We start from the raw sequence: 17,261 nt of genomic DNA, 5'->3' as shown, positions 1-17,261 counted from the left end.
GACCCGGAGCTGCGGCGAGGTTCGGCGACCCAATCTGATCTCGACCGCGGGACTGGTCCCCGGTGATGGCATTGGCGCAGGCAGCGGCCTGGGGGCTGTCCTGGAACCGCGAGGCGACGGCATCAAGTTGCCGGACATGACCGAAGGTGAGTTGGCGGAGAGAGATCCCAGCGTTTGTCGGTGCGCGTCCTACGGCTCACCCAGCCGACACAACATGGCTTACCGTCCAGGTAACACGCGAGATGCTGGTGTCTCGGAGTGAGTCAGGGGTCGCCCCTCAGGCACTCGTGAACGGGTTCTGGGTCAAGAGTGTCTCCTTCGAGGCCATCCGAGAGCTCTGCGGATAGCGCCATGACGAGGTGACGGGTGTTGCGGAGGCGGGGTATGTGCGGTCCCTTCTCGCCCTCGCGAGGTATCGCCCGGTGGTCGGTTGAGGTCAGGGCCTATGGTTGCGGGCCGACAGAACTGATCGCGGCGGGTGGGCCGACTCACCCCTGGGGACCGGTCACATCGTCGTCCTGCGTGGCGGTGGTCGGTGTCGTCGGGAGACGATCAGTTGCGGGGGTGGTCGTCCACCCAGTAGGTGAGGGTGTACCGGCTGAGGTCGGGGTTTCCGGTGGTCAGGGTCGTCTGGAGGGACAGATCGGAGAAGGGGCGGATGCCCTGGGCCCGCAACGACGCGGCGGCCTTCGCCTCCACCTCATCGAGAGCCGAGCCGGTCGGCAGCTCCAGTGATATTCGTTCGATTCCCACCGGGAACACAGTAAGGCAGCGGTATGAGCCCACCTCCCGTGACCGGTGGCCAGGGGGGACCGCGCACGCACCGCGTTGTTCCCGCGTAGTGACGCACGGCAGGTGCGTGGCGCAGGATATGAACAGTGTCGCGAGAGGTCGATGGTGGACGCGAGCGGTGCCGGAAAAGGTGACGGCGGTACCGGCGCGACGTAGCCGTGGCCCGGGGTGTGGCTGCGAGAGGTGTTGTGGCGCAGCCAAGCGCAGCCCCCGCCAACGATGAAGATCAGCTGGCAGGGGCGCTACACGGACAACCTGCACGTGATGACGAGCGGCGCATTTCTGATTTTCGTGAGCGGCGGCATCGAAGTCCAGGGAGTGTGATCCACACCATCACACTATTTTCGGCCAGCCCGGGCCGCGGATTGCTGCGAGGGGCGGTTGGTGTACGGCGCCGAGTGCGAGCGGGTACTGGAGGTGACCGGCGCGGGGCCGGCCGGCGTCGTCTTCGACCGGTTCGGGGCGGGGTGTGTCCGGCGCAGGCTTGTCAGAGTGCGGCGGCGGTCAGGGCGGCGATGCCGGCGACTGCGACAAGTATCAACAGGGCGAGCGGTGACGAGCCGAGGACAGCGGCCCACACCAGAATGGTCAGCAGCGCCAGGCCGAGGGGTATGGCGATGCCAGCTTCCCGGCCCTCGACCAGGGCCGGGACCTCCGGTGTGGCGCCGTCGCTGCCGGTCTCGGGCCGGATCTGGGCGGCGGTCACCGGCGGCACGGATTCTTCCCATCGAGGAGGGTTGGGTGCTCCTGTCACAGGTATTCGAGTAGGGGGAAGAGTGCGATCGCGGACATCATGATGCCGGCGACTCCGGCGACGATGCCCAGCAACGCCCGCAGGGAGGCCGCCTCGTCGTCGGCGACGGCGGTCCGGGTGGTGGCGACGGCCCCGCACATCACCGCGCACAGGCCGAGGGCGAACCCGAGCCCGAACACCCAGAACGACGGAATCGACAACGCACCCAGCACGATCGACACGGTGGGTAACCGTGAAGCACGTCGCCTCGGGCGCTGAGGTGCGTCTGCGGAGGACCACCCGTCGCTGGTGGCAGGTGGTTCACACGGGGCGGCAGGGGCGGTCATGATCCTCCTTACGAGGGCGTGGTGTCGGGGCTGGTGAGTGCACCTCGGTGCGAGGGACGCTCACGGTTTCGTGTGTGATCGACTCTGGAGAATTTAGCACTCTCCATGTGAGAGTGCTAACAGTTTTATGGCATAAGTGAGCGTGCACACACCTCTCCTCACCCATGGGCGGTAATCCGCGAGTCTGGGTGAAGCGGCCGCGACCATTCTGTGGTGTGCCCGACCGTGAACGAGCCGGAATCGAACTCGATGACACGGCTGCGCATCTGGGGCTCGGTCACGCCGAGGTCGTGTTCACGAATTCCCGCGGATCCGGAGCGGCAGGCCACATCAATGCCGCTGGAGGTCCTGGTGACGTACTCGTTGCGGTCGGTGCTTGGTTCCGTGTGTCGGACTGCGGATCTGGCCGCGTGTGAAGTGTCCGTGCGTAGGCGAGAGCACATACTCCATGTGCGTCGGCCGCGGCCAGGGCCGTGCTCCGGTTCAGGTGGGGGAGAGGATGGCGCTGTGGTCGGCGACGATCCTGGCGGCCAGGTCACGGCCGGGCCCGCGGTCGAGCGGCAAGGGCGTGGTGGTGGGGTCGAGGGTCAGGGCGGGGTGGGGTGTGATCGCCGGATCACTGGTGAGGACCCAGGCGAGGGTGTCTTCGTTGTGCCGGGGCCGGTAGGCGAGCCCGTCGATATCGGGATCGGCGGCAAGGATGGCGTGCGCCCACCGGCGGGTCGTGACGTAAAGCCGTGCCTCGCATTTGGTGAGCCAGAGATCTTGTCCGACCGCCGAGAGGTGGGGGCCGTGCAGTGCGGCGACGGTGAGGGGGCGGGTGACGGTCAGGGCAGTCAGGGTGCGGCCGGCCACCGCACTGGCGGGCACGATCCGGGCGATGGTGGGATCGAGGGGCAGGTCCCGGCAAATGGTTTCGGCGATCGCCCCCTCGGGGCTGTCGGCGAGGTAGAGGTAGGCGTAGCTGCCGTCGAGGGAGTCGAACCGCCCGCCCGCGAGCTCGTCGGGCTGCGCGCTCGGGTTGGGGACGTGTGCGGCACGGTGGCTGCTGTGCACCCGCCACACCACGGTTCCGGCGTCGAGCACGGTCCGGTGCGCCGGCCGGAGTAAACCTGCGGCCGGTGGTTCGATATTCGGCATCAGTCGGGCAGCACCGCCGAGGCGAGCCGCTCGAGCTTCCCACGGGCTGCGGGGTCGGGGTCGGCGGCGAGGTCGGCCGGGGTCTGCCCCTTCGGGAGGCGGGTGGACGGGGTCAGCCACCACGACGCCACCCCCCACGGGTCGGCGGCCGCACCGAGGAGCTCATTCACGGCGGCGACGGCCTCGCGGACCGAGGCAGTCGCGTCGTCGAACTGGAACGCCGGATACCGGTAGCTGTTGCCGACCGGGAGGGCGACGACCTTGCCGGTGGTGCGCAGGCGGGAGGCGACGGTGCGATCGGCTGCGGGTCGGTGCAGGACGGCGGCGACCTGGCCGGCGGTGAGCATCGGGTGGTCGAGGATGTGCCGGCGGGCGGCTTGCTCGATTTCGGCTTGTTCGATGGCGTCGTCGACGAGGTCGGCGCCGATCCGGGCGGCCTGGGTGCGGTCGGTCAGGGTCGGTGCCATCGCCAGCAGCGCGGTGACCTGGTTGCGGACCAGGTGCATCTCGGGGCGGGCGGCGAGTTCGGAGGCGACGACGTCGATCAGTTCGGGCGTCGACAGATCGGACAACCGCCGTTCGTCCGGCGATGGAGTGGTCTGCGGGTTGTCAAGGACGTACGTGGAGCGGCCGGTCACGGTGTCTCGGCGCAGGCGGTGCCCGGCAAGCTTGTGGTGCCGCCTGGGAGGGGTTGATCGGTAGGTGGACATCGAGCGCTCCTTGCTACGTTTGCACCACTATCATACACCGTTGCATTCGTTGCGCCGGTCCGGAGTGCCCGAAGCCCGTACCGGTGGTGGCGTGTACGTCACCAGGGGTATGTCGTTCCGGGGTGTCGACGATGCGTTTGAAGGTGATGGCCTGCGGATTCGCCCGGACGCCCCCGGGTGGCCGCTACGTAGACCGTCCCGGGCGTGCTCGGGTCGGAGTCACGGTTGGATCCCTGTAGCTGTAGCGCTCGTCGAGAACGTGGTCGACCGCGGTGGTCGGGATGCGGAAGTCGTCGCCTTCCGAAGATCGGAGGCGGTCGCGGACGGAGGCGAGCATGGCGAGTTCACGTTCGAGGTCTGCTGCGGTTCGGTGGTTCACGATCCAATCCTGCCCCGAGTCGAAAAGTGCCCGTTCGGCGGCGGCGCGACGAATCTCGGCGGTGCGACAGTCACAGCCGATGTCCTGCGGGGGACATGCCGTCGCCGCCGGTCAACACCCCCAACGGCGAATCCACATCGGACAGCGCGCGAATCAGATTCAGCTCATGCTGTCGGCGGCAACGCAGACGCGTGGGAGTGAGCGCTGGTTTGATCAGCGGTACAGCCGCTTCCGCGGCTGACCGCCCCTTCGGTGTCGCGTCCGAGCGTGGCAGGCGGTCAACCGGGAAACCTTATCGCCCTCGGTGCTTCAATCCCACGGCGTGTCCTCGCGCAGGTGTAGTCCTTCCTTGTGCCGGATCCGACATTGCACTCCGGTGCCGCCGTTCTTGCACGGCAACCGCATAGACGTTGGTTGGCCGCAGATGACGTGCCAATCGCCGGTGAATTCGTTGCGCGCCAGCAATATGTGCTCGCCGCTCTCAGTAGTACCGCCAACCGTGTGGTTGGCGTAGGTTCGCGCAACAGTGACGCGGTGGGGGATGTCGGGAACCTGCTCCCATGCCGGGGCCCGGCCGGCTTCCATCGCTTGATCTCTAGCATTGCGCCGACGACGGGTGGGGTAGCCATATCGTGTTTCCACTGCTCGGCGGCTTCGGCTTCCTCACGGGCGATCCGGTCCGCTTCCTGTGCTCGCTCGATCTCCCAGCGGCTGCGCCCGTGGGACCGTTTACTGTGGGTCGCACAGGGCTGCCCCTTCTTGTTCACGCACCCCGCACCGGGCAGGGCGTTGCAGACCGGGCACTGGTAGTCCTGTCTGGCGGGGTCGTCTACAACGATGGCAGCGTCGTCATCGAGCCCGGTACCCCGTGGGTCCACGAACCGGGAGACGAACCTCGTGGCACCGTAGGTGACCGACTTGAAGCCGCCGTTCCGGCCAAGGATCACCTCTGTGACTGGGCCGTATTTCCGTACCGCTTCGGCCGGGCCCAGACGCCCGGTAATCGCTACGTGACCGTGCTCGGTCCACTCATGCCCGATGACAGGCTCCATGCCCGATGACAGGCTCGCCGACCCGCGCCCAGGCGATGGGCTCACCGCAATAGCCGTCATAGAGAACTCCGTCGCTCATAACCTCATCCTGCCTCGTGCTGTCGTCGGCCAGCGTGGGGCGCGATTCGCGGCCGGAGGCCGAGTACACGGACGTAGCATGCGGAAATGCCAGCGAAGTGGGACGGGCAAGGCCCGACGGGACGTGAGACACACTGGACACGGTCAGGTCAGTCGCTGCCAGGTCGCCGCGAGTGTCAAGCCCTACAGATGCGCAGCAGTTGGAGAAGATGAGCTCGCAAGGTGCAGCGGGCGGACCGGGAGATTCAGACCGTGGAACGGTGGGGCCGCCGCGGCCACATCCTGGACTGCGCGGTCACCTTCCCATTTCGGGCTTGCCGGCGCAGCCGGTCTCCCTTCTGCAGTGGGGACATGTCGTTTCCGCAGCTCCGCGCGCGACTTTCGGCGGCGCGGACCGCCTCGGGATCGCGGGGTCGTAGGTATCGGCGCCGGGTGTGCGCAGTCTTCGCAGGACCGTCAGGTCCAGACCGGGTTCGGGTGTGTTCCCCACAACTGACCAGGCTACGGGCACTGCCCGAAGCGGTGCCGCCGGCGCGGTGTGTAGCGCTGGGAGTGGCGGTACCGATGTCCAGCATGGGTCGGGGCCGAGCCTGAAGGAGCAATGTCATGACTGGCATCGTGTTCGACGTTCCGAATCAGGTCGGTGACGTGACGTTCTGGCCGTGGACGTGGTGGAACGCGTGGCGACCTGGTGGAACCAGTTCTGAGGAGACGGTGATGATCGGATTGCTTCCCGACCTGTTCGGTGCGAATCCCCTCGAGGGCCGGTGTGTGGCCGCTGATCGCTGAGTGGAACGCCTTCGTCGCCTGGTGGAATCCGCTCTGAACCCCAGCTGGCCGAGCGGACCGGGTAGGGGATCTGATAGCCCATATGGGCGGTAATGCGCCGGCATCACCAACGGTCGGGGTGTGGTGAGGTGCGACGCGACCGATCCGGCTCCCGCACTGGTGCGGTTCAATAGCGGTATGGGGTCGTCCGCGGTCGAACAGCTGTGGCAGGCGTTGTCGGAGAACGAGTTGGCGTTGGTGTGCGTGCGCGGGCCGATGGCCGCGTGCGTGGACTTGTCGACGGTGGGGGATGACGGGTTGGGGGAGTTGACCTGGATGGCTCGGGAGACTGGGGAAGTCACCGAGCAGTACCTCGACGCCGCCGGCTGCGGCGCGCCGGCGACGTGACAATCTCGGCGCCGCTCGCTGCGGATGCCGCTCGGCTGCAGGTGATGCGCCGGCTCCGCGCACATGGCCTCACCGAAACGATGCTCCGCGACGATTCCCCGAGCTACGCGCTGTTGCAACGGATTCCCGCGGATCAATGGGCGATGTTCTTCGACGACTGGGAAGAGTTGAGTGCGTGGCGCCGTGCCGATCCGTGGTGGCAGGTCGGGATCCGTGCCAGTCGAACGTGACAAAGGGCCCCTTGTCGGGCCGTCTGCGGACCGTGGCGTGGATGGTGCCTGCCCGGCGATGGTGGTTGCCGGCCGCCTGTGCGGCCTTCCTACGTCGGCTGGAGGTGGGCTGTGGGTTTGCTGGCGATGTTCAGGCGAAGGCGTCGAGGTCGAGGGTGATTTCGACACCGTCCTTCTCGATGACGATTTTCGGGTGCTCGGCGCCGGTCGCGGCGAGATACTGCCGCAGGGTCGACAGCAACAGGTCGTCGCGGCGTTCGATGCGAGAGACGGTTCCTTGGTCGGTGTCGAGGGCGGCGGCGACTTGCTGCTGCGTGAGATTGCTGGCCTTACGGATGTCGGCGAGCCCTTCGGCGTGGATGCGGTTGACGGTCTCACGCTCGCCGCGGTAGCTGCGCACCTCGTCGGCGATCAACGGGTCGCTCACGAGCTTGTCGATGCGGTCGTTGGCGCGGCGGAAGCGGGTGCGCGGGGTGGGTTCGGTCATGACGGGTCCTCTCCTCGGGTTTGGTGGAGCCATTCGCGGATCGCGGTGTCGGCCCGGGGGCCGACGCTGTTGTAGAACACGTCTCCCATGCGTGCTTTGTCGGCGGCGAAGAGGGCGACGACAACGGTGTCGCTGTTCGGCGGGAACCAGCAGATCAGCCGGAAGGCGATGGACGGGTCGAAGGGGTGGGCGGTGCGCCATACCTGGTAGTTGCGGGACTGGCGGACGCGTTTGAGGTCCGGGGTTTCCGAGGTGGGTGGGCCGTCGAGGTCTCGGAGCTGGGACAGTGCATCGGCGGCGCGGGCGAGTGTTCTGCGGGCGTGCTCGTCCCCGCCGCGAGCTTTGGCTTCGATGCGGTCGAGCCAGTCGAAGAAGTCCTCGGGTGCGTCGACGTTCACACACCCAGTATGTATCTGAAACCATATGGTGTCAACGCCATGTTTGCGGTAAGGTTGCCCGGTGACTTCGCCGATGCCACCCACTGCTCTGGTCAGCTGGGCGCACAAGAACACCGACTGGAGCCGCGAGCAGGAGAAGGAGTGGGAAACCGCGGTCCGGTCCCTCGTGGAGCGTCTGCGCGCGAACGGGATCGACGCGCACATCGACCTGTACTACCAGAGCGACCCTTCGATCGACTGGACCCGATGGGGGCAGGAGATGGTCCGCGACAGCGACTTCGTCATCGTCGCGGTCAGTACGGCGTGGAAACAGCGGTGGGAGGGGACGAACGTACCCACCGCCGGCGCCGGCGCGGTCGTGGAGGCCGACACCCTCAAGGGCCGGTTCAACGAGAACCAGCACGACTTTCAGAAGAGAACCTTGATCGTCGTACTTCCGGGTTCCTCCGAGGATGCGCTTCCTGCGGACCTGCACCGTCTCAACCGGTTTCACGTCACAGAGTTCGCCGATACCGACGGCGGCATCCAACGTCTGCTGCGCATGCTGCTCAACTGGCCACGGCACATCCTCCCGGAGTTGGGTCCCTGTGCCTGATCTGCCTGCAGAACCTTCAGTGTTATTGCCGAAACCCACCCCGGCTTCGGCCCGTGTGGAGCCCCTGCCGTTTGGGTCAGCAGCCGGAGGTAGTGAGCACTCCGATCCGCTGCCCAGTGGCAGCACGCCGCGAGAGACGGTCAGTGTGATCGGCGACGGCAACACGGTCACCGTCGGCGGCCACCACGTGCACAACACCCACGTCGTCACGGCAGCCACCACGCCGTACGAGAACTCGGACCGACCCGTGTACCTCGACCGTCTGAACTCGGTCTCTCGGGGACGGCTCGAACACCGGCGCCTCGGTGCCGGACTCTCTCCGGAGCAGGTCGCTCGGACCCTCACCGAGCGGGTGCAGGTTCCGCGGCAACTCGGTGAACTCTCTGCCGGCGACTACCGCCTGCTCGTCGGGCCGCTGGGATCGGGGAAGTCCGATATCGCCGAAGAATGGTTCCGGAGTCGCATCGAGGACGCCGCGAAGAACCCGGCAGCGCCCGTGCCGGTGTGGTTGCCGGTCAGGGAAGTTGACGGGAAGATCAGTGATTTCATCGTCGGCGAGGTCGGCCTCGACGTCCTCCCCGGTCTCGGTGTCGACGTGGTGGTCGACGGCCTCGACGAGCGCACCGACGAGGCGGCAACCGCGCTCCGCCAAGCCTCCGAATTTGCCGCCAGGTGGCCGAAGTCGAGGATCATCTTGACGTCGAGATTGCAGGAGAAGGTCACCGAGCGAGTCGTTCCGGTGCCCACCCTGAGCAGGACGAGCGCGGACCGGTTGATGCGACTGGTCGCCGGGTACCGGATCGGCCATCTGGGCCGGCACCTCGAGGACGCCATCGAGCGTCGTTCTTCGCCCTGCTGGTAGCCCTGCACGCCAGTGCCACCGAGGGCGCGACCGGGATCCCCGAACTGATCGATCGCGTCGTCGAGAACGCCGTCGCTGCCGAAGGCCACGACCTCTACACCGGCCTGCGGCGCCTCGCCGTCGAGACCGTGCGCACCGGAAAGGCTGTCGACCCCGCCCGGTTCACCACAACCGACGTGGCTGCACAGATTCGGAACTCGTCACTGGTGACGACAACTGGGCGGAACTGCGCCTTCTCCCTCGCCATCTTCGAGCAGTGGTTCGCCGCGAAGGCTCTGCTCGAGGAGGAGGAACACGTCGATAAGCTGCTGACGTCGCTGCGAGCCTTCGACCGCTGGAAATATGTGTTCGCCATGGTCCTCGCGGCAGGAGAACCCACTCGGGTGGACCCGGTGATGGCGACGATCGCGCGATGGAATCCAGGTGCCGCATCCTGGGTGATTCTTCCCCTTCTCGATCATCAGATCACAGGACCTCGACAAGGTGACCGTGGCAGTCAACATCAAACACTCCAAGCTGTCGGTGACCTGGCTGGAGTCCGATGCTGGAACGAACGACGTTCTTCCTCCGGTGATTTCAGGCAACATTCCGATGGACCGTCCGATGATCTCGCGCGGGCACGCCGTCCCGACCGGGCTGAACGGGGTATGGGAAACCTCGCGAGATCACCTCGCCAGCGACGTGACGGACCGCTTCGTTCGGATCGCTCAACGAATCGGCCAGCAGCAACCGGGAGTCGCGCAGGATGAGGCGCGAGACGAGACCAGAATCCTAGGCGCGCAATTCGCCTTCCCCGGACAGCTCAAACCTGAAACTGAGACGACTGCACCCCTGTACCCGGAGGGCGATATCGCACCGACGTATGCGACGCCCTGGGGGTCATTCACACCCGAGCGGATGCTTGACCGCGTGCAGCAGATCATCACTGCGGCGATGACCTGCTATCTCGAACTCGCTCAGGTCGTGACCCCCCGATTCGGAGACACTCTCGGACGCCGCGGTCTCATGCCCGCAGAGTTCTACGGGAACATCTCCTACCACCCGCACCGTGAGCGCGGTGCGTTCGAATTTCCGGGACCGATCGAGCCGGGAATTCGGTGGTTGCTCAAACCGACCGGCACCCCGAGCCCGGACGGACGTCGCCCCGGGGTCAAGACGGTGTCGCTGACCTTGAACGACGAAGCACGGGTCCAGGAGATCGACGACGACCGCGACACGCTCTACGGCTCATTCAGGGCCTACGTCGAGGCATACCCCCCGTACGAGGCTTTCGCTCCCAACTTCTCCACCCACTCATGGTCGCTTCGACATGCAGAGCGGCAAACCAGCGACCAAACTCGCATTGTCATGGCTGTGGAAAGACCTCACCGATCTCGGGTGGGTAGACGGACACTTTCCGACGAGTCTCTGACCCTCGAGAAGACGAAAAATCCTGATCAACTCCACACTCCACACTCCGCGCGCAAATGCGGCCCTCGGCGAGCAGGTGCGACTCACTAGATGATTGATTCCTTGAAGCGTGTCGCGGAGGAGGAGTAGGCGGAGGGTTTCCAAGATCAAAGCGTGACCAAAGAACTGGAAACCCTCCTGACCGAACTGTATGTGCTCATCGACGATCATGTCGTCGAACCCCGCTCCGGTCGGGGTCGGCGGCCCGTGCTCAGCGATGCCGAACTGCTCACCCTGGCCGTGGCACAGATGCTGCTCGGGTTCGATTGTGAACGCCGGTGGATCCGGCACGCCCACCACAGCGTCGAGTTGCGTGCCCTGTTTCCCTACATTCCCGGACAGTCGGACTACAACAAACGTGTCAGGGCGGCACGAGGGTTGCTGTGCAAGGCAATTCAGACGCTGGCGCGGATCTCACCATCCTGGTTCGACGACCTGTGGATCACCGACGCCACCCCGGTGCCCTGCGGGATGTCTCGTGAAACGGTGAAGCGATCGGACCTGGCCGGGCACGCCGGGTACGGCTATTGCGCTTCCCATTCGCGCTTCTACTGGGGGCTGAAGCTGTATCTGGTCTGTGCGGGCGACGGGATGCCGATCATGTGGTGCCTGGCGAATCCGAAGCTCGGTGAGCGTGAGGTGGTGACCGCGCTGCTCGAACGCGATCATCACCTGATTCGGTCGGGGCAGATCTTGCTCGCCGACAAAGGCTTTTCCGGCGCACAGTTCGCCGATACCACCGCCGCGATGGGTCTGCAGCTGCTGCGACCGGACCGTAAGGACGAAACGTACAAGAACGGCAATCTCGGCGGGGTGCGGCAGTGGATCGAATCGGTCAACCACACGTTGAAAGGGCAGCTTGGCCTGGAGGAACACGGTGGCCGTACCACGCACGGGGTGTTCGCCCGCGTCGCCCAGCGTGTGCTGGCGATGGCCGCCGGCATCTGGCACAACTGGAACATCGGCGCCACTGCCAAGCGATCACTGATCGCCTACGACCACTGATCCGTTCAAGGAATCAATCATCTAGACTCGAGAAAACTCCATATCTTCTCTAGGATCTGCGCTGATGGAAATTCTGGGGGAGCATAGGTTTCCGGTGACCGACCGCTGGCTGGCCGGGGTTCCGCCACTGCCGACGTTGGCCGATCCGGCCGCGCAGTTGGCGGAGCGCTTGGTGTTGCTGCTGCACTATGGGATCGACTGGTCGGAGAACAACTGGGTGGCGGCCCGCCGCGGCGACTACTGGGACAACTCGCTGCCCACCCGGGTCCGGTTGGCCACCTACAACAGCATCAACCTGCACCAGTGGTGGACAGCCTCCGCGGCCCGGCTTGGGTCGGCCCCGCGCACTGACGAGCAACGCTCCGAGCTGGCCATGCTTCTCACCAGTGAGGCGCGGCCGGTGCTGCAGGTGATGCGCGACCAAACGACCGCATTGACTCTGCTGGCCCGGATCGTGGCCGATGCCGTCCGCCCGGACCGGCGACGCCCGGAGGTTGGCGTCGTGACGGTCACGCGTATGTGGGAGCTGGAGATGACCGCTCGGTCGCCGATCTCGCACCACCGTGATCGGTCGGCGCACGAAGATCCTGCAACCCGACGGGTCAGCGGAGCTGCGACCAAAATGTTCCGAGGTATGCCGAAGCGCGTCCTCCCGTCGCTCAGTCAGCGTAGAACTGGCCTATAACTGCACCCAGTGTGGGGATGAGCAGGCGCCCTCACCCCTTGGTGTCGGTACCCGAACCGTCCGTCGTCCCTTCAGTCGGCCGCGTCGCATTCCACGCCCTCCATGCACGCTCCATCGCTTCCTGAACCTCAGGCTGCTTCACGAAGATTGCAAGGTCCCGCAAGTTTGTGGCGGTTCCGCATCTCCCATCTCCCGGGTTATCGCATCCATCAAGGCAGGCGGCGTCTGAAACCCGTCCGCCATCCGCCCGATCGATTCTTCTGGACTCACCGCACCACGGAGCATCTGATCGATCATCTTGAGTGCGTCATCCGAGAACGGGAAGAGCCAAGCCTCGTCCGTGTAGTCGCGAGGAACCCGTTGCCACGCGGCGCGGCCCACGTCATCCGGCAGGGCCTCCACCCCATCAACCACTAGGTCTGTGACTGAACCATCCTCCGCGACTGTGAGACCACCGGATACACGAACTGGCTTCGACACATCCGTTGGCATATCCCTCGCACCGGCCACACTGATCACCACCGGCACATCCACTCGGAACCGAGCTGTCCACGGCCCACTGGCACGTGCGCCGGACGCATCATTGAACTGCCACCCTTCAGCCGGATGACCGACATCGACAATCTGCGAGCACACCGTCGTCAGTGGCAATCCGCCACTCTCCGGATCGATTCGGCCACCCAGCAAACGGTCTCTCAACTGTTCAGAAATCACATTCGATGTCTCGCACCTCTCTAGCCGCTGAGCGAACTCCTCGACCGGCACCGGCGCATGCTCACTCGCGAGATGCTGCACCAACCGATCCAAGCCGAGCACGTACTGCACCCGATCGATTAGGCCAACCTCGCTCAACTCTCCCTCCAGCCTGTCGATGCCACGGAAACGGAAAAGTGTCGAGGGTAGGCCCGTTCGGGTCGTCTCTGCCCTTGAGGCGTCTCCCGAAGTCGTGCCGATTCGCACTGACGAACCACACCGCCGCGTTCGGATTGTCGGCCGCAGTTGCCAGAAGCGTGAACCAAATCAGCGTGTCCCGGTACCCGTCTTTCAGTGACGCCGCGGAGGACTTCTTCTCCGTATCCGATCGGTTGTCCACGTACGGGGCTCGCCGCTCCGACGAACGCCGCGCGATTTCGAGGTGATCGATGCTCGTCGGCACCGGTGCGATACACGCCCCGAGATCTGACAGTGATGAGCGCAACTCCTGTGCGTACGCAACGCACTGGCGGCGGATCTCCTCGACCATAGCCCCCACGGCGTCCGCCAGGCCTAGTTGGTCGAGTTTGAGCGCTTCGAGCTTCTGTGCCTGCACCCGCCAATCTCGGACCACCACATTCACTGTCTCCATCGCCACGATCTCGGGCACCACTACCTGCACACCCCGCCCCGACGCCCACTCGCGTAGTTGCTGCCACGGCTGCGATCGCAACCGTGGCGACGCCGACAGGATGTTCGTATCAACAACGATGATCGTGGTGTTCACCTCGCCTATTGTGGTGGCATCTTCGGATGACCGGGCGGCGTGCGTCTTTTCTGCATCGACCAGCGGGACACCGTGGACCTGACTCTCGGCGCACTGAGTACTCGGACGGCGGACCTGTGTCGGGTCCGGTGTCGTGCGCCGCGCTGGAGGTCTCAGTCTTGAGCTGGTAGGCAGCCGACCTCCGTGCTCGTTTGAGCCCTGGGTGTGGGGCTGAGGGGCTGATTCGGTGGGGCGGTCAAGAACCGAATATGGTTGGGAGGACCGGTTCCGGACTTGTGTCGTCCGAGCGACTTGGTCAGCAACGCAAGGGAATCCTGTCGGTCCTCATTGCTGTAATTGACCCATGATGGAGGTCGGCGAAGCGTGGCTGCGGTCGATAGATCGGTTCGGGAAGGTGGGTTCCCGTCACCACGTGATCCCGAAGTTCCTGCTCGAGAAGTGGGCAGATTCGAATGGGTTGATCTGGGTGAAGCAGAAGCAGGACCTCAAGGAGGGTGTCCGCAACATTCGGGACGTCGGGATCACCGACTTCTACACATTCCTGGCGACCGACGGACAACTCGACTCCAGTATGGAGGAGTTGTTGAGCGTGGTCGAAGGGCAAGCTGCGAGAGTGCTCGAGCACCTGAACAACCCCTACTCGGTGTCAACAACCTTGACGCCTGAACAGTTCGAGCACCTGGCGACATTCGTTGCGTTTCAGATGGCACGCAGCCCTCGTCGGCGACGTGAGTACGAATTGATGGCCGACTGGTACGGCAAGACGATGGCTGCCGGCCAGCTGGCCTCGAATATTACCGAGGACGAGCTACGGACTCTCGAGTTCGTACCACATCAGAACGAGCACATCAGCACCATCGGCCCGATGGCCAACACACTGACCGATCTGCTGATGGACCGGCCCTTCTGTCTGATCACCATCGACCGTCCGCTGTTCCTGATTGTCGCCTGCCATGAGCATGGGACCGTCTTGACCTGATTTCTGCCACCCTCATGGGACCACTCGGATTGCCAGTCATGGGACCACCCGGCGCGTCGCGCCGAAGTCCCGTCGGATCGCTCGTTTGATCGTCGTGTCGGTATCCCCGGTCACGAAGGCGGACGGGCATGGCGTTTCGGGAGGTCAATGTGAACGAAGTCAAGGAAGTGCTCCGGATCTGGCTCGGGGTGCCCGGGTCCCGGCCGCCGGGATTGCGCACGATTGCGGCGCACTGCGGGGTGGACCGCAAAACGGCCCGGCGGTACATCGAGGCCGCCCAGGCCGCGGGGCTGCAGCGCGGCGACTGTGTCGACGCCCTCGACGATGGGCTGATCGGCGCGGTGATCGAGGCGGTGCGCCCGGCCCGCCCGAGCGGACACGGCGCCGCCTGGGACCAGCTGCTGGGGTTCGAGGACCAGATTCGGGCGTGGGTCGCGGGCGACGGGCCGCATCCACCGCTGACGATCACCAAGATCGAAACACTGCTGGCCCGTCAGGGCTGTGTGGTGCCGTATCGGACGTTGCACCGATTCGCCACCGAGCGGTGCGGTTTCGGCCGCAAGGACACCACCGTCCGCATCGTCGACGGCGATCCCGGCAGCGAATGCCAGATCGACTTCGGCTACCTGGGCTATCTGACCGACCCGGACACCGGGCGGCGCCGCAAGGTGCACGCGCTGATCTTCACCGCCGTGTACTCGCGGCACATGTTCGTGTGGCTGACGTACTCGCAGACCCTGGCGGCGGTGATCGCCGGCTGCGAAGCGGCGTGGACCTTCTTCGGTGGTGTGTTCAAGGTCCTGATCCCCGACAACCTGAGACCGGTGGTGGCCGACGCGGACGCGGTCAATGCGCGGCTGTCGCAGGGGTGGCTGGACTACGCCCAGCACACCGGGTTCGTCACGGATCCGGCCCGGATCCGATCGCCGAAAGACAAACCTAGGGTCGAAAGAGCAGTTCAATATGTACGTGGAAACTACTGGGCTGGTGAGGAATTCGCTGATCTAGCCGAGGCGCAACAGCGTGCCGAGGCGTGGTGCCGTGACACCGCGGGGATGCGGACGCACGGCACCACCGCCGCCCGCCCGCTCGAGGTGTTCGACGAGGACGAGGCACCGATGCTGCTGGCCGTTCCGCCGGTTTACGACGTGCCGATCTTCAAACAGGTGAAGGTGCACCGCGACTTTCATGCCGAGGTCGCCAGGGCGTTGTATTCGATCCCGGGACAGTGGATCGGTTCGATCCTCGAGGTGCGGGCGGACAGTGCGCTGGTGAAGTTCTACGCCCGCGGAAACCTGGTGAAGGTGCACCCGCGCCAGCCCGCCGGTGGGCGCAGCACCGACCCGGAGGATCTGCCCACCGAGAAGATCGGATACGCGATGCGAGATCTGGACCGGCTGATCGGCACCTGCGCCGGGCACGGCCGCTGCGTTGGGATCTACGCCGAAAGACTGCTCGACGATCCGTTGCCCTGGATCCGGATGCGGGCGGTCTACCGGCTGCTCGGGCTGGTCCGCCGCTACGGGCCCGGCCCAGTCGAAGCGGCGTGCAGCACGGCGCTGGATCTGGATGTGGTGTCGGTGAGCAAGATCGCCTCGATGCTCGAACGCGCCACCGAGACCACCGCACCGCTGCTGCCGGCCGCCGGGTCGGCGGCACCGTCCCGGTTCACCCGCGACCCCGCCGAGTTCGCCACCGACAGGACCACCCCCGCCACCTCTGGGACCGGTGTTGCCACTGCCGGGACCGGTGTTGCCACCGAGAGGACCACCGTCGCCACTGCCGGGACCGGCGTCGCCACCGAGAGGACCGGGCATCTGACGGTGATCGCCGGGGGCAACACCGACACGAAGGAGACACGATGACCACCCCACACACACCCGCGGGGCCGGTCGATCCGATCGGCGCCGACCTGATCGCCCTTCTCAAGGCCCTCAAGCTCGGCGCCCTCAAGGACACCCTGCCCGAGCGACTGGCGCTGGCCCGCCAGCACCAACTCAGCCACGTCGCGTTCCTGGAACTGCTCCTCGCCGATGAGGTGTCCCGGCGGGAATCACGTTCGGCCACTTTGCGGTCGGCGAAGGCCGGTCTGGATCAGTCGATGCGGATCGACACCTGGAACGCTCTCGACGACCTCCGTTACGACCGATCCCTGCTCTCGGATCTGGTGTCGTTGCGGTTCGCCGAGGCCGGCCACTCGGTCCTGGTTCTGGGTCCGGTGGGGGTCGGAAAAACGCACCTGGCGACCGCCCTCGGGCACGTCGCGATCCGGCGCCGGATGACGGTGCTCTGCGCGCGGGCGGACAAGCTGTTCGCCCGGCTGCGCGCCGCCCGGCTGGACAACTCGGTCGAGGCGGAGATGCGGCGCATCGCCACCGTCGATCTCCTGGTCCTCGACGATTTTGCGCTTCGGCCCCTGGACGCGACCGAGACCAACGACTTCTACGAGTTGGTCGTGGAGCGGCATCGCCGCAAGGCGACGATCGTCTCCTCGAATAGGTCCCCTGATGAGTGGCTGTCGATGACCACCGATGCCCTGCTGGCGCAGTCGGCGATCGACCGGCTCACCTCCGCGGCGCACACCCTCGTCATCGAGGGCCCGTCCTACCGGCAACGCACCCGTCCGGGGCATGGCGCGGTTGACAGTTCAGAAGGCGAGGTCGATGCTCGATGACACCTTCGGG

The 17,261-nt window shown here is 65.6% G+C and carries 22 protein-coding genes; 11 read left to right on the top strand and 11 right to left on the bottom strand.

Annotated features, from left to right (window positions below):
* Window positions 1-552 precede the first annotated feature (552 nt).
* The 7 genes from JWS13_RS04800 to JWS13_RS04770 all read right to left on the bottom strand — a co-directional run bounded on the left by JWS13_RS04800 (window position 553) and on the right by JWS13_RS04770 (window position 4,686).
* A complete protein-coding gene (locus tag JWS13_RS04800) occupies window positions 553-753 on the bottom strand; it encodes a hypothetical protein (protein ID WP_206004750.1) in 201 nt (66 codons plus the stop codon).
* A 526-nt stretch (window positions 754-1,279) separates the two neighbouring features.
* The gene (locus tag JWS13_RS04795; RefSeq protein WP_206004749.1) at window positions 1,280-1,507 is read right to left on the bottom strand and encodes a hypothetical protein; all 228 of its coding nucleotides are present in this window, start codon (window positions 1,505-1,507) and stop codon (window positions 1,280-1,282) included.
* A 35-nt stretch (window positions 1,508-1,542) separates the two neighbouring features.
* Window positions 1,543-1,767, bottom strand: coding sequence for a hypothetical protein (locus tag JWS13_RS04790; RefSeq protein WP_206004748.1), 225 nt, complete (start codon window positions 1,765-1,767; stop codon window positions 1,543-1,545).
* A gap of 588 nt (window positions 1,768-2,355) precedes the next feature.
* Window positions 2,356-3,012 (bottom strand): RES family NAD+ phosphorylase, encoded by a 657-nt coding sequence (locus JWS13_RS04785; protein ID WP_206004747.1) that lies wholly within the window; start codon window positions 3,010-3,012, stop codon window positions 2,356-2,358.
* Complete coding sequence (locus JWS13_RS04780) at window positions 3,012-3,722, bottom strand: hypothetical protein (protein ID WP_206004746.1); 711 nt, start codon at window positions 3,720-3,722, stop codon at window positions 3,012-3,014. The genes JWS13_RS04785 and JWS13_RS04780 overlap by 1 nt, the downstream gene beginning before the upstream one ends.
* Window positions 3,723-3,906: 184 nt before the next feature.
* A complete protein-coding gene (locus JWS13_RS04775) occupies window positions 3,907-4,101 on the bottom strand; it encodes a hypothetical protein (RefSeq protein WP_206004854.1) in 195 nt (64 codons plus the stop codon).
* 309 nt (window positions 4,102-4,410) lie between these two features.
* Window positions 4,411-4,686: a hypothetical protein gene (locus JWS13_RS04770; RefSeq protein ID WP_206004745.1), complete on the bottom strand. Its 276-nt coding sequence runs from the start codon at window positions 4,684-4,686 to the stop codon at window positions 4,411-4,413.
* A gap of 1,151 nt (window positions 4,687-5,837) precedes the next feature.
* Between JWS13_RS04770 and JWS13_RS04765 the strand changes: the two genes are divergently transcribed.
* The 3 genes from JWS13_RS04765 to JWS13_RS04755 all read left to right on the top strand — a co-directional run bounded on the left by JWS13_RS04765 (window position 5,838) and on the right by JWS13_RS04755 (window position 6,637).
* Entirely contained in the window at window positions 5,838-6,020 is a 183-nt protein-coding gene (locus JWS13_RS04765; RefSeq protein WP_206004744.1) for a hypothetical protein, read from the top strand.
* Window positions 6,021-6,197: 177 nt separating this feature from the next.
* Window positions 6,198-6,407 (top strand): hypothetical protein, encoded by a 210-nt coding sequence (locus JWS13_RS04760; RefSeq protein WP_206004743.1) that lies wholly within the window; start codon window positions 6,198-6,200, stop codon window positions 6,405-6,407.
* Entirely contained in the window at window positions 6,404-6,637 is a 234-nt protein-coding gene (locus tag JWS13_RS04755; protein WP_206004742.1) for a hypothetical protein, read from the top strand. Before JWS13_RS04760 ends, JWS13_RS04755 begins: the two co-directional genes overlap by 4 nt.
* 130 nt (window positions 6,638-6,767) lie before the next feature.
* Here JWS13_RS04755 and JWS13_RS04750 read toward each other — a convergent pair whose 3' ends face one another.
* Complete coding sequence (locus JWS13_RS04750) at window positions 6,768-7,124, bottom strand: helix-turn-helix domain-containing protein (protein WP_206004741.1); 357 nt, start codon at window positions 7,122-7,124, stop codon at window positions 6,768-6,770.
* On the bottom strand, window positions 7,121-7,522 hold the full coding sequence (locus JWS13_RS04745; RefSeq protein WP_206004740.1) for a hypothetical protein: 402 nt from the start codon (window positions 7,520-7,522) through the stop codon (window positions 7,121-7,123). Before JWS13_RS04745 ends, JWS13_RS04750 begins: the two co-directional genes overlap by 4 nt.
* Before the next feature lie 61 nt (window positions 7,523-7,583).
* Here JWS13_RS04745 and JWS13_RS04740 point away from each other — a divergent pair, with 61 nt between their 5' ends.
* The 5 genes from JWS13_RS04740 to JWS13_RS45415 all read left to right on the top strand — a co-directional run bounded on the left by JWS13_RS04740 (window position 7,584) and on the right by JWS13_RS45415 (window position 12,118).
* A complete protein-coding gene (locus tag JWS13_RS04740; protein WP_206004739.1) occupies window positions 7,584-8,117 on the top strand; it encodes a TIR domain-containing protein in 534 nt (177 codons plus the stop codon).
* A 145-nt stretch (window positions 8,118-8,262) separates the two neighbouring features.
* A complete protein-coding gene (locus JWS13_RS04735) occupies window positions 8,263-8,979 on the top strand; it encodes a hypothetical protein (protein WP_206004738.1) in 717 nt (238 codons plus the stop codon).
* A gap of 489 nt (window positions 8,980-9,468) precedes the next feature.
* On the top strand, window positions 9,469-10,479 hold the full coding sequence (locus JWS13_RS04730; protein ID WP_206004737.1) for a hypothetical protein: 1,011 nt from the start codon (window positions 9,469-9,471) through the stop codon (window positions 10,477-10,479).
* 63 nt (window positions 10,480-10,542) lie between these two features.
* Entirely contained in the window at window positions 10,543-11,433 is an 891-nt protein-coding gene (locus JWS13_RS04725; RefSeq protein ID WP_206004736.1) for an IS982 family transposase, read from the top strand.
* A 64-nt stretch (window positions 11,434-11,497) separates the two neighbouring features.
* Window positions 11,498-12,118 (top strand): hypothetical protein, encoded by a 621-nt coding sequence (locus JWS13_RS45415; RefSeq protein ID WP_241032090.1) that lies wholly within the window; start codon window positions 11,498-11,500, stop codon window positions 12,116-12,118.
* A 138-nt stretch (window positions 12,119-12,256) separates the two neighbouring features.
* On the opposite strand, the gene JWS13_RS04715 is transcribed toward JWS13_RS45415, so the two are convergent.
* Both JWS13_RS04715 and JWS13_RS04710 read right to left on the bottom strand, forming a co-directional pair.
* Window positions 12,257-12,943, bottom strand: coding sequence for a hypothetical protein (locus JWS13_RS04715; protein ID WP_206004735.1), 687 nt, complete (start codon window positions 12,941-12,943; stop codon window positions 12,257-12,259).
* Window positions 12,894-13,598, bottom strand: a complete 705-nt coding sequence (locus JWS13_RS04710; RefSeq protein ID WP_206004734.1) for a PIN domain-containing protein — start codon at window positions 13,596-13,598, stop codon at window positions 12,894-12,896. Before JWS13_RS04710 ends, JWS13_RS04715 begins: the two co-directional genes overlap by 50 nt.
* A gap of 412 nt (window positions 13,599-14,010) precedes the next feature.
* Between JWS13_RS04710 and JWS13_RS04705 the strand changes: the two genes are divergently transcribed.
* The 3 genes from JWS13_RS04705 (at window position 14,011) to JWS13_RS04695 (ending at window position 17,251) form a co-directional block, all read left to right on the top strand.
* Window positions 14,011-14,577: a DUF4238 domain-containing protein gene (locus JWS13_RS04705; RefSeq protein ID WP_206004733.1), complete on the top strand. Its 567-nt coding sequence runs from the start codon at window positions 14,011-14,013 to the stop codon at window positions 14,575-14,577.
* 128 nt (window positions 14,578-14,705) lie between these two features.
* Complete coding sequence (gene istA / locus JWS13_RS04700) at window positions 14,706-16,442, top strand: IS21 family transposase (RefSeq protein ID WP_206004732.1); 1,737 nt, start codon at window positions 14,706-14,708, stop codon at window positions 16,440-16,442.
* Window positions 16,439-17,251 (top strand): ATP-binding protein, encoded by an 813-nt coding sequence (locus JWS13_RS04695; protein WP_087555394.1) that lies wholly within the window; start codon window positions 16,439-16,441, stop codon window positions 17,249-17,251. Before istA ends, JWS13_RS04695 begins: the two co-directional genes overlap by 4 nt.
* Window positions 17,252-17,261 lie beyond the last annotated feature (10 nt).

The organism is Rhodococcus pseudokoreensis, from assembly GCF_017068395.1.
Taxonomy (GTDB): Bacteria; Actinomycetota; Actinomycetes; order Mycobacteriales; family Mycobacteriaceae; genus Rhodococcus_F; species Rhodococcus_F pseudokoreensis.
This window is presented reverse-complemented; position numbering and strand designations above follow the sequence as displayed.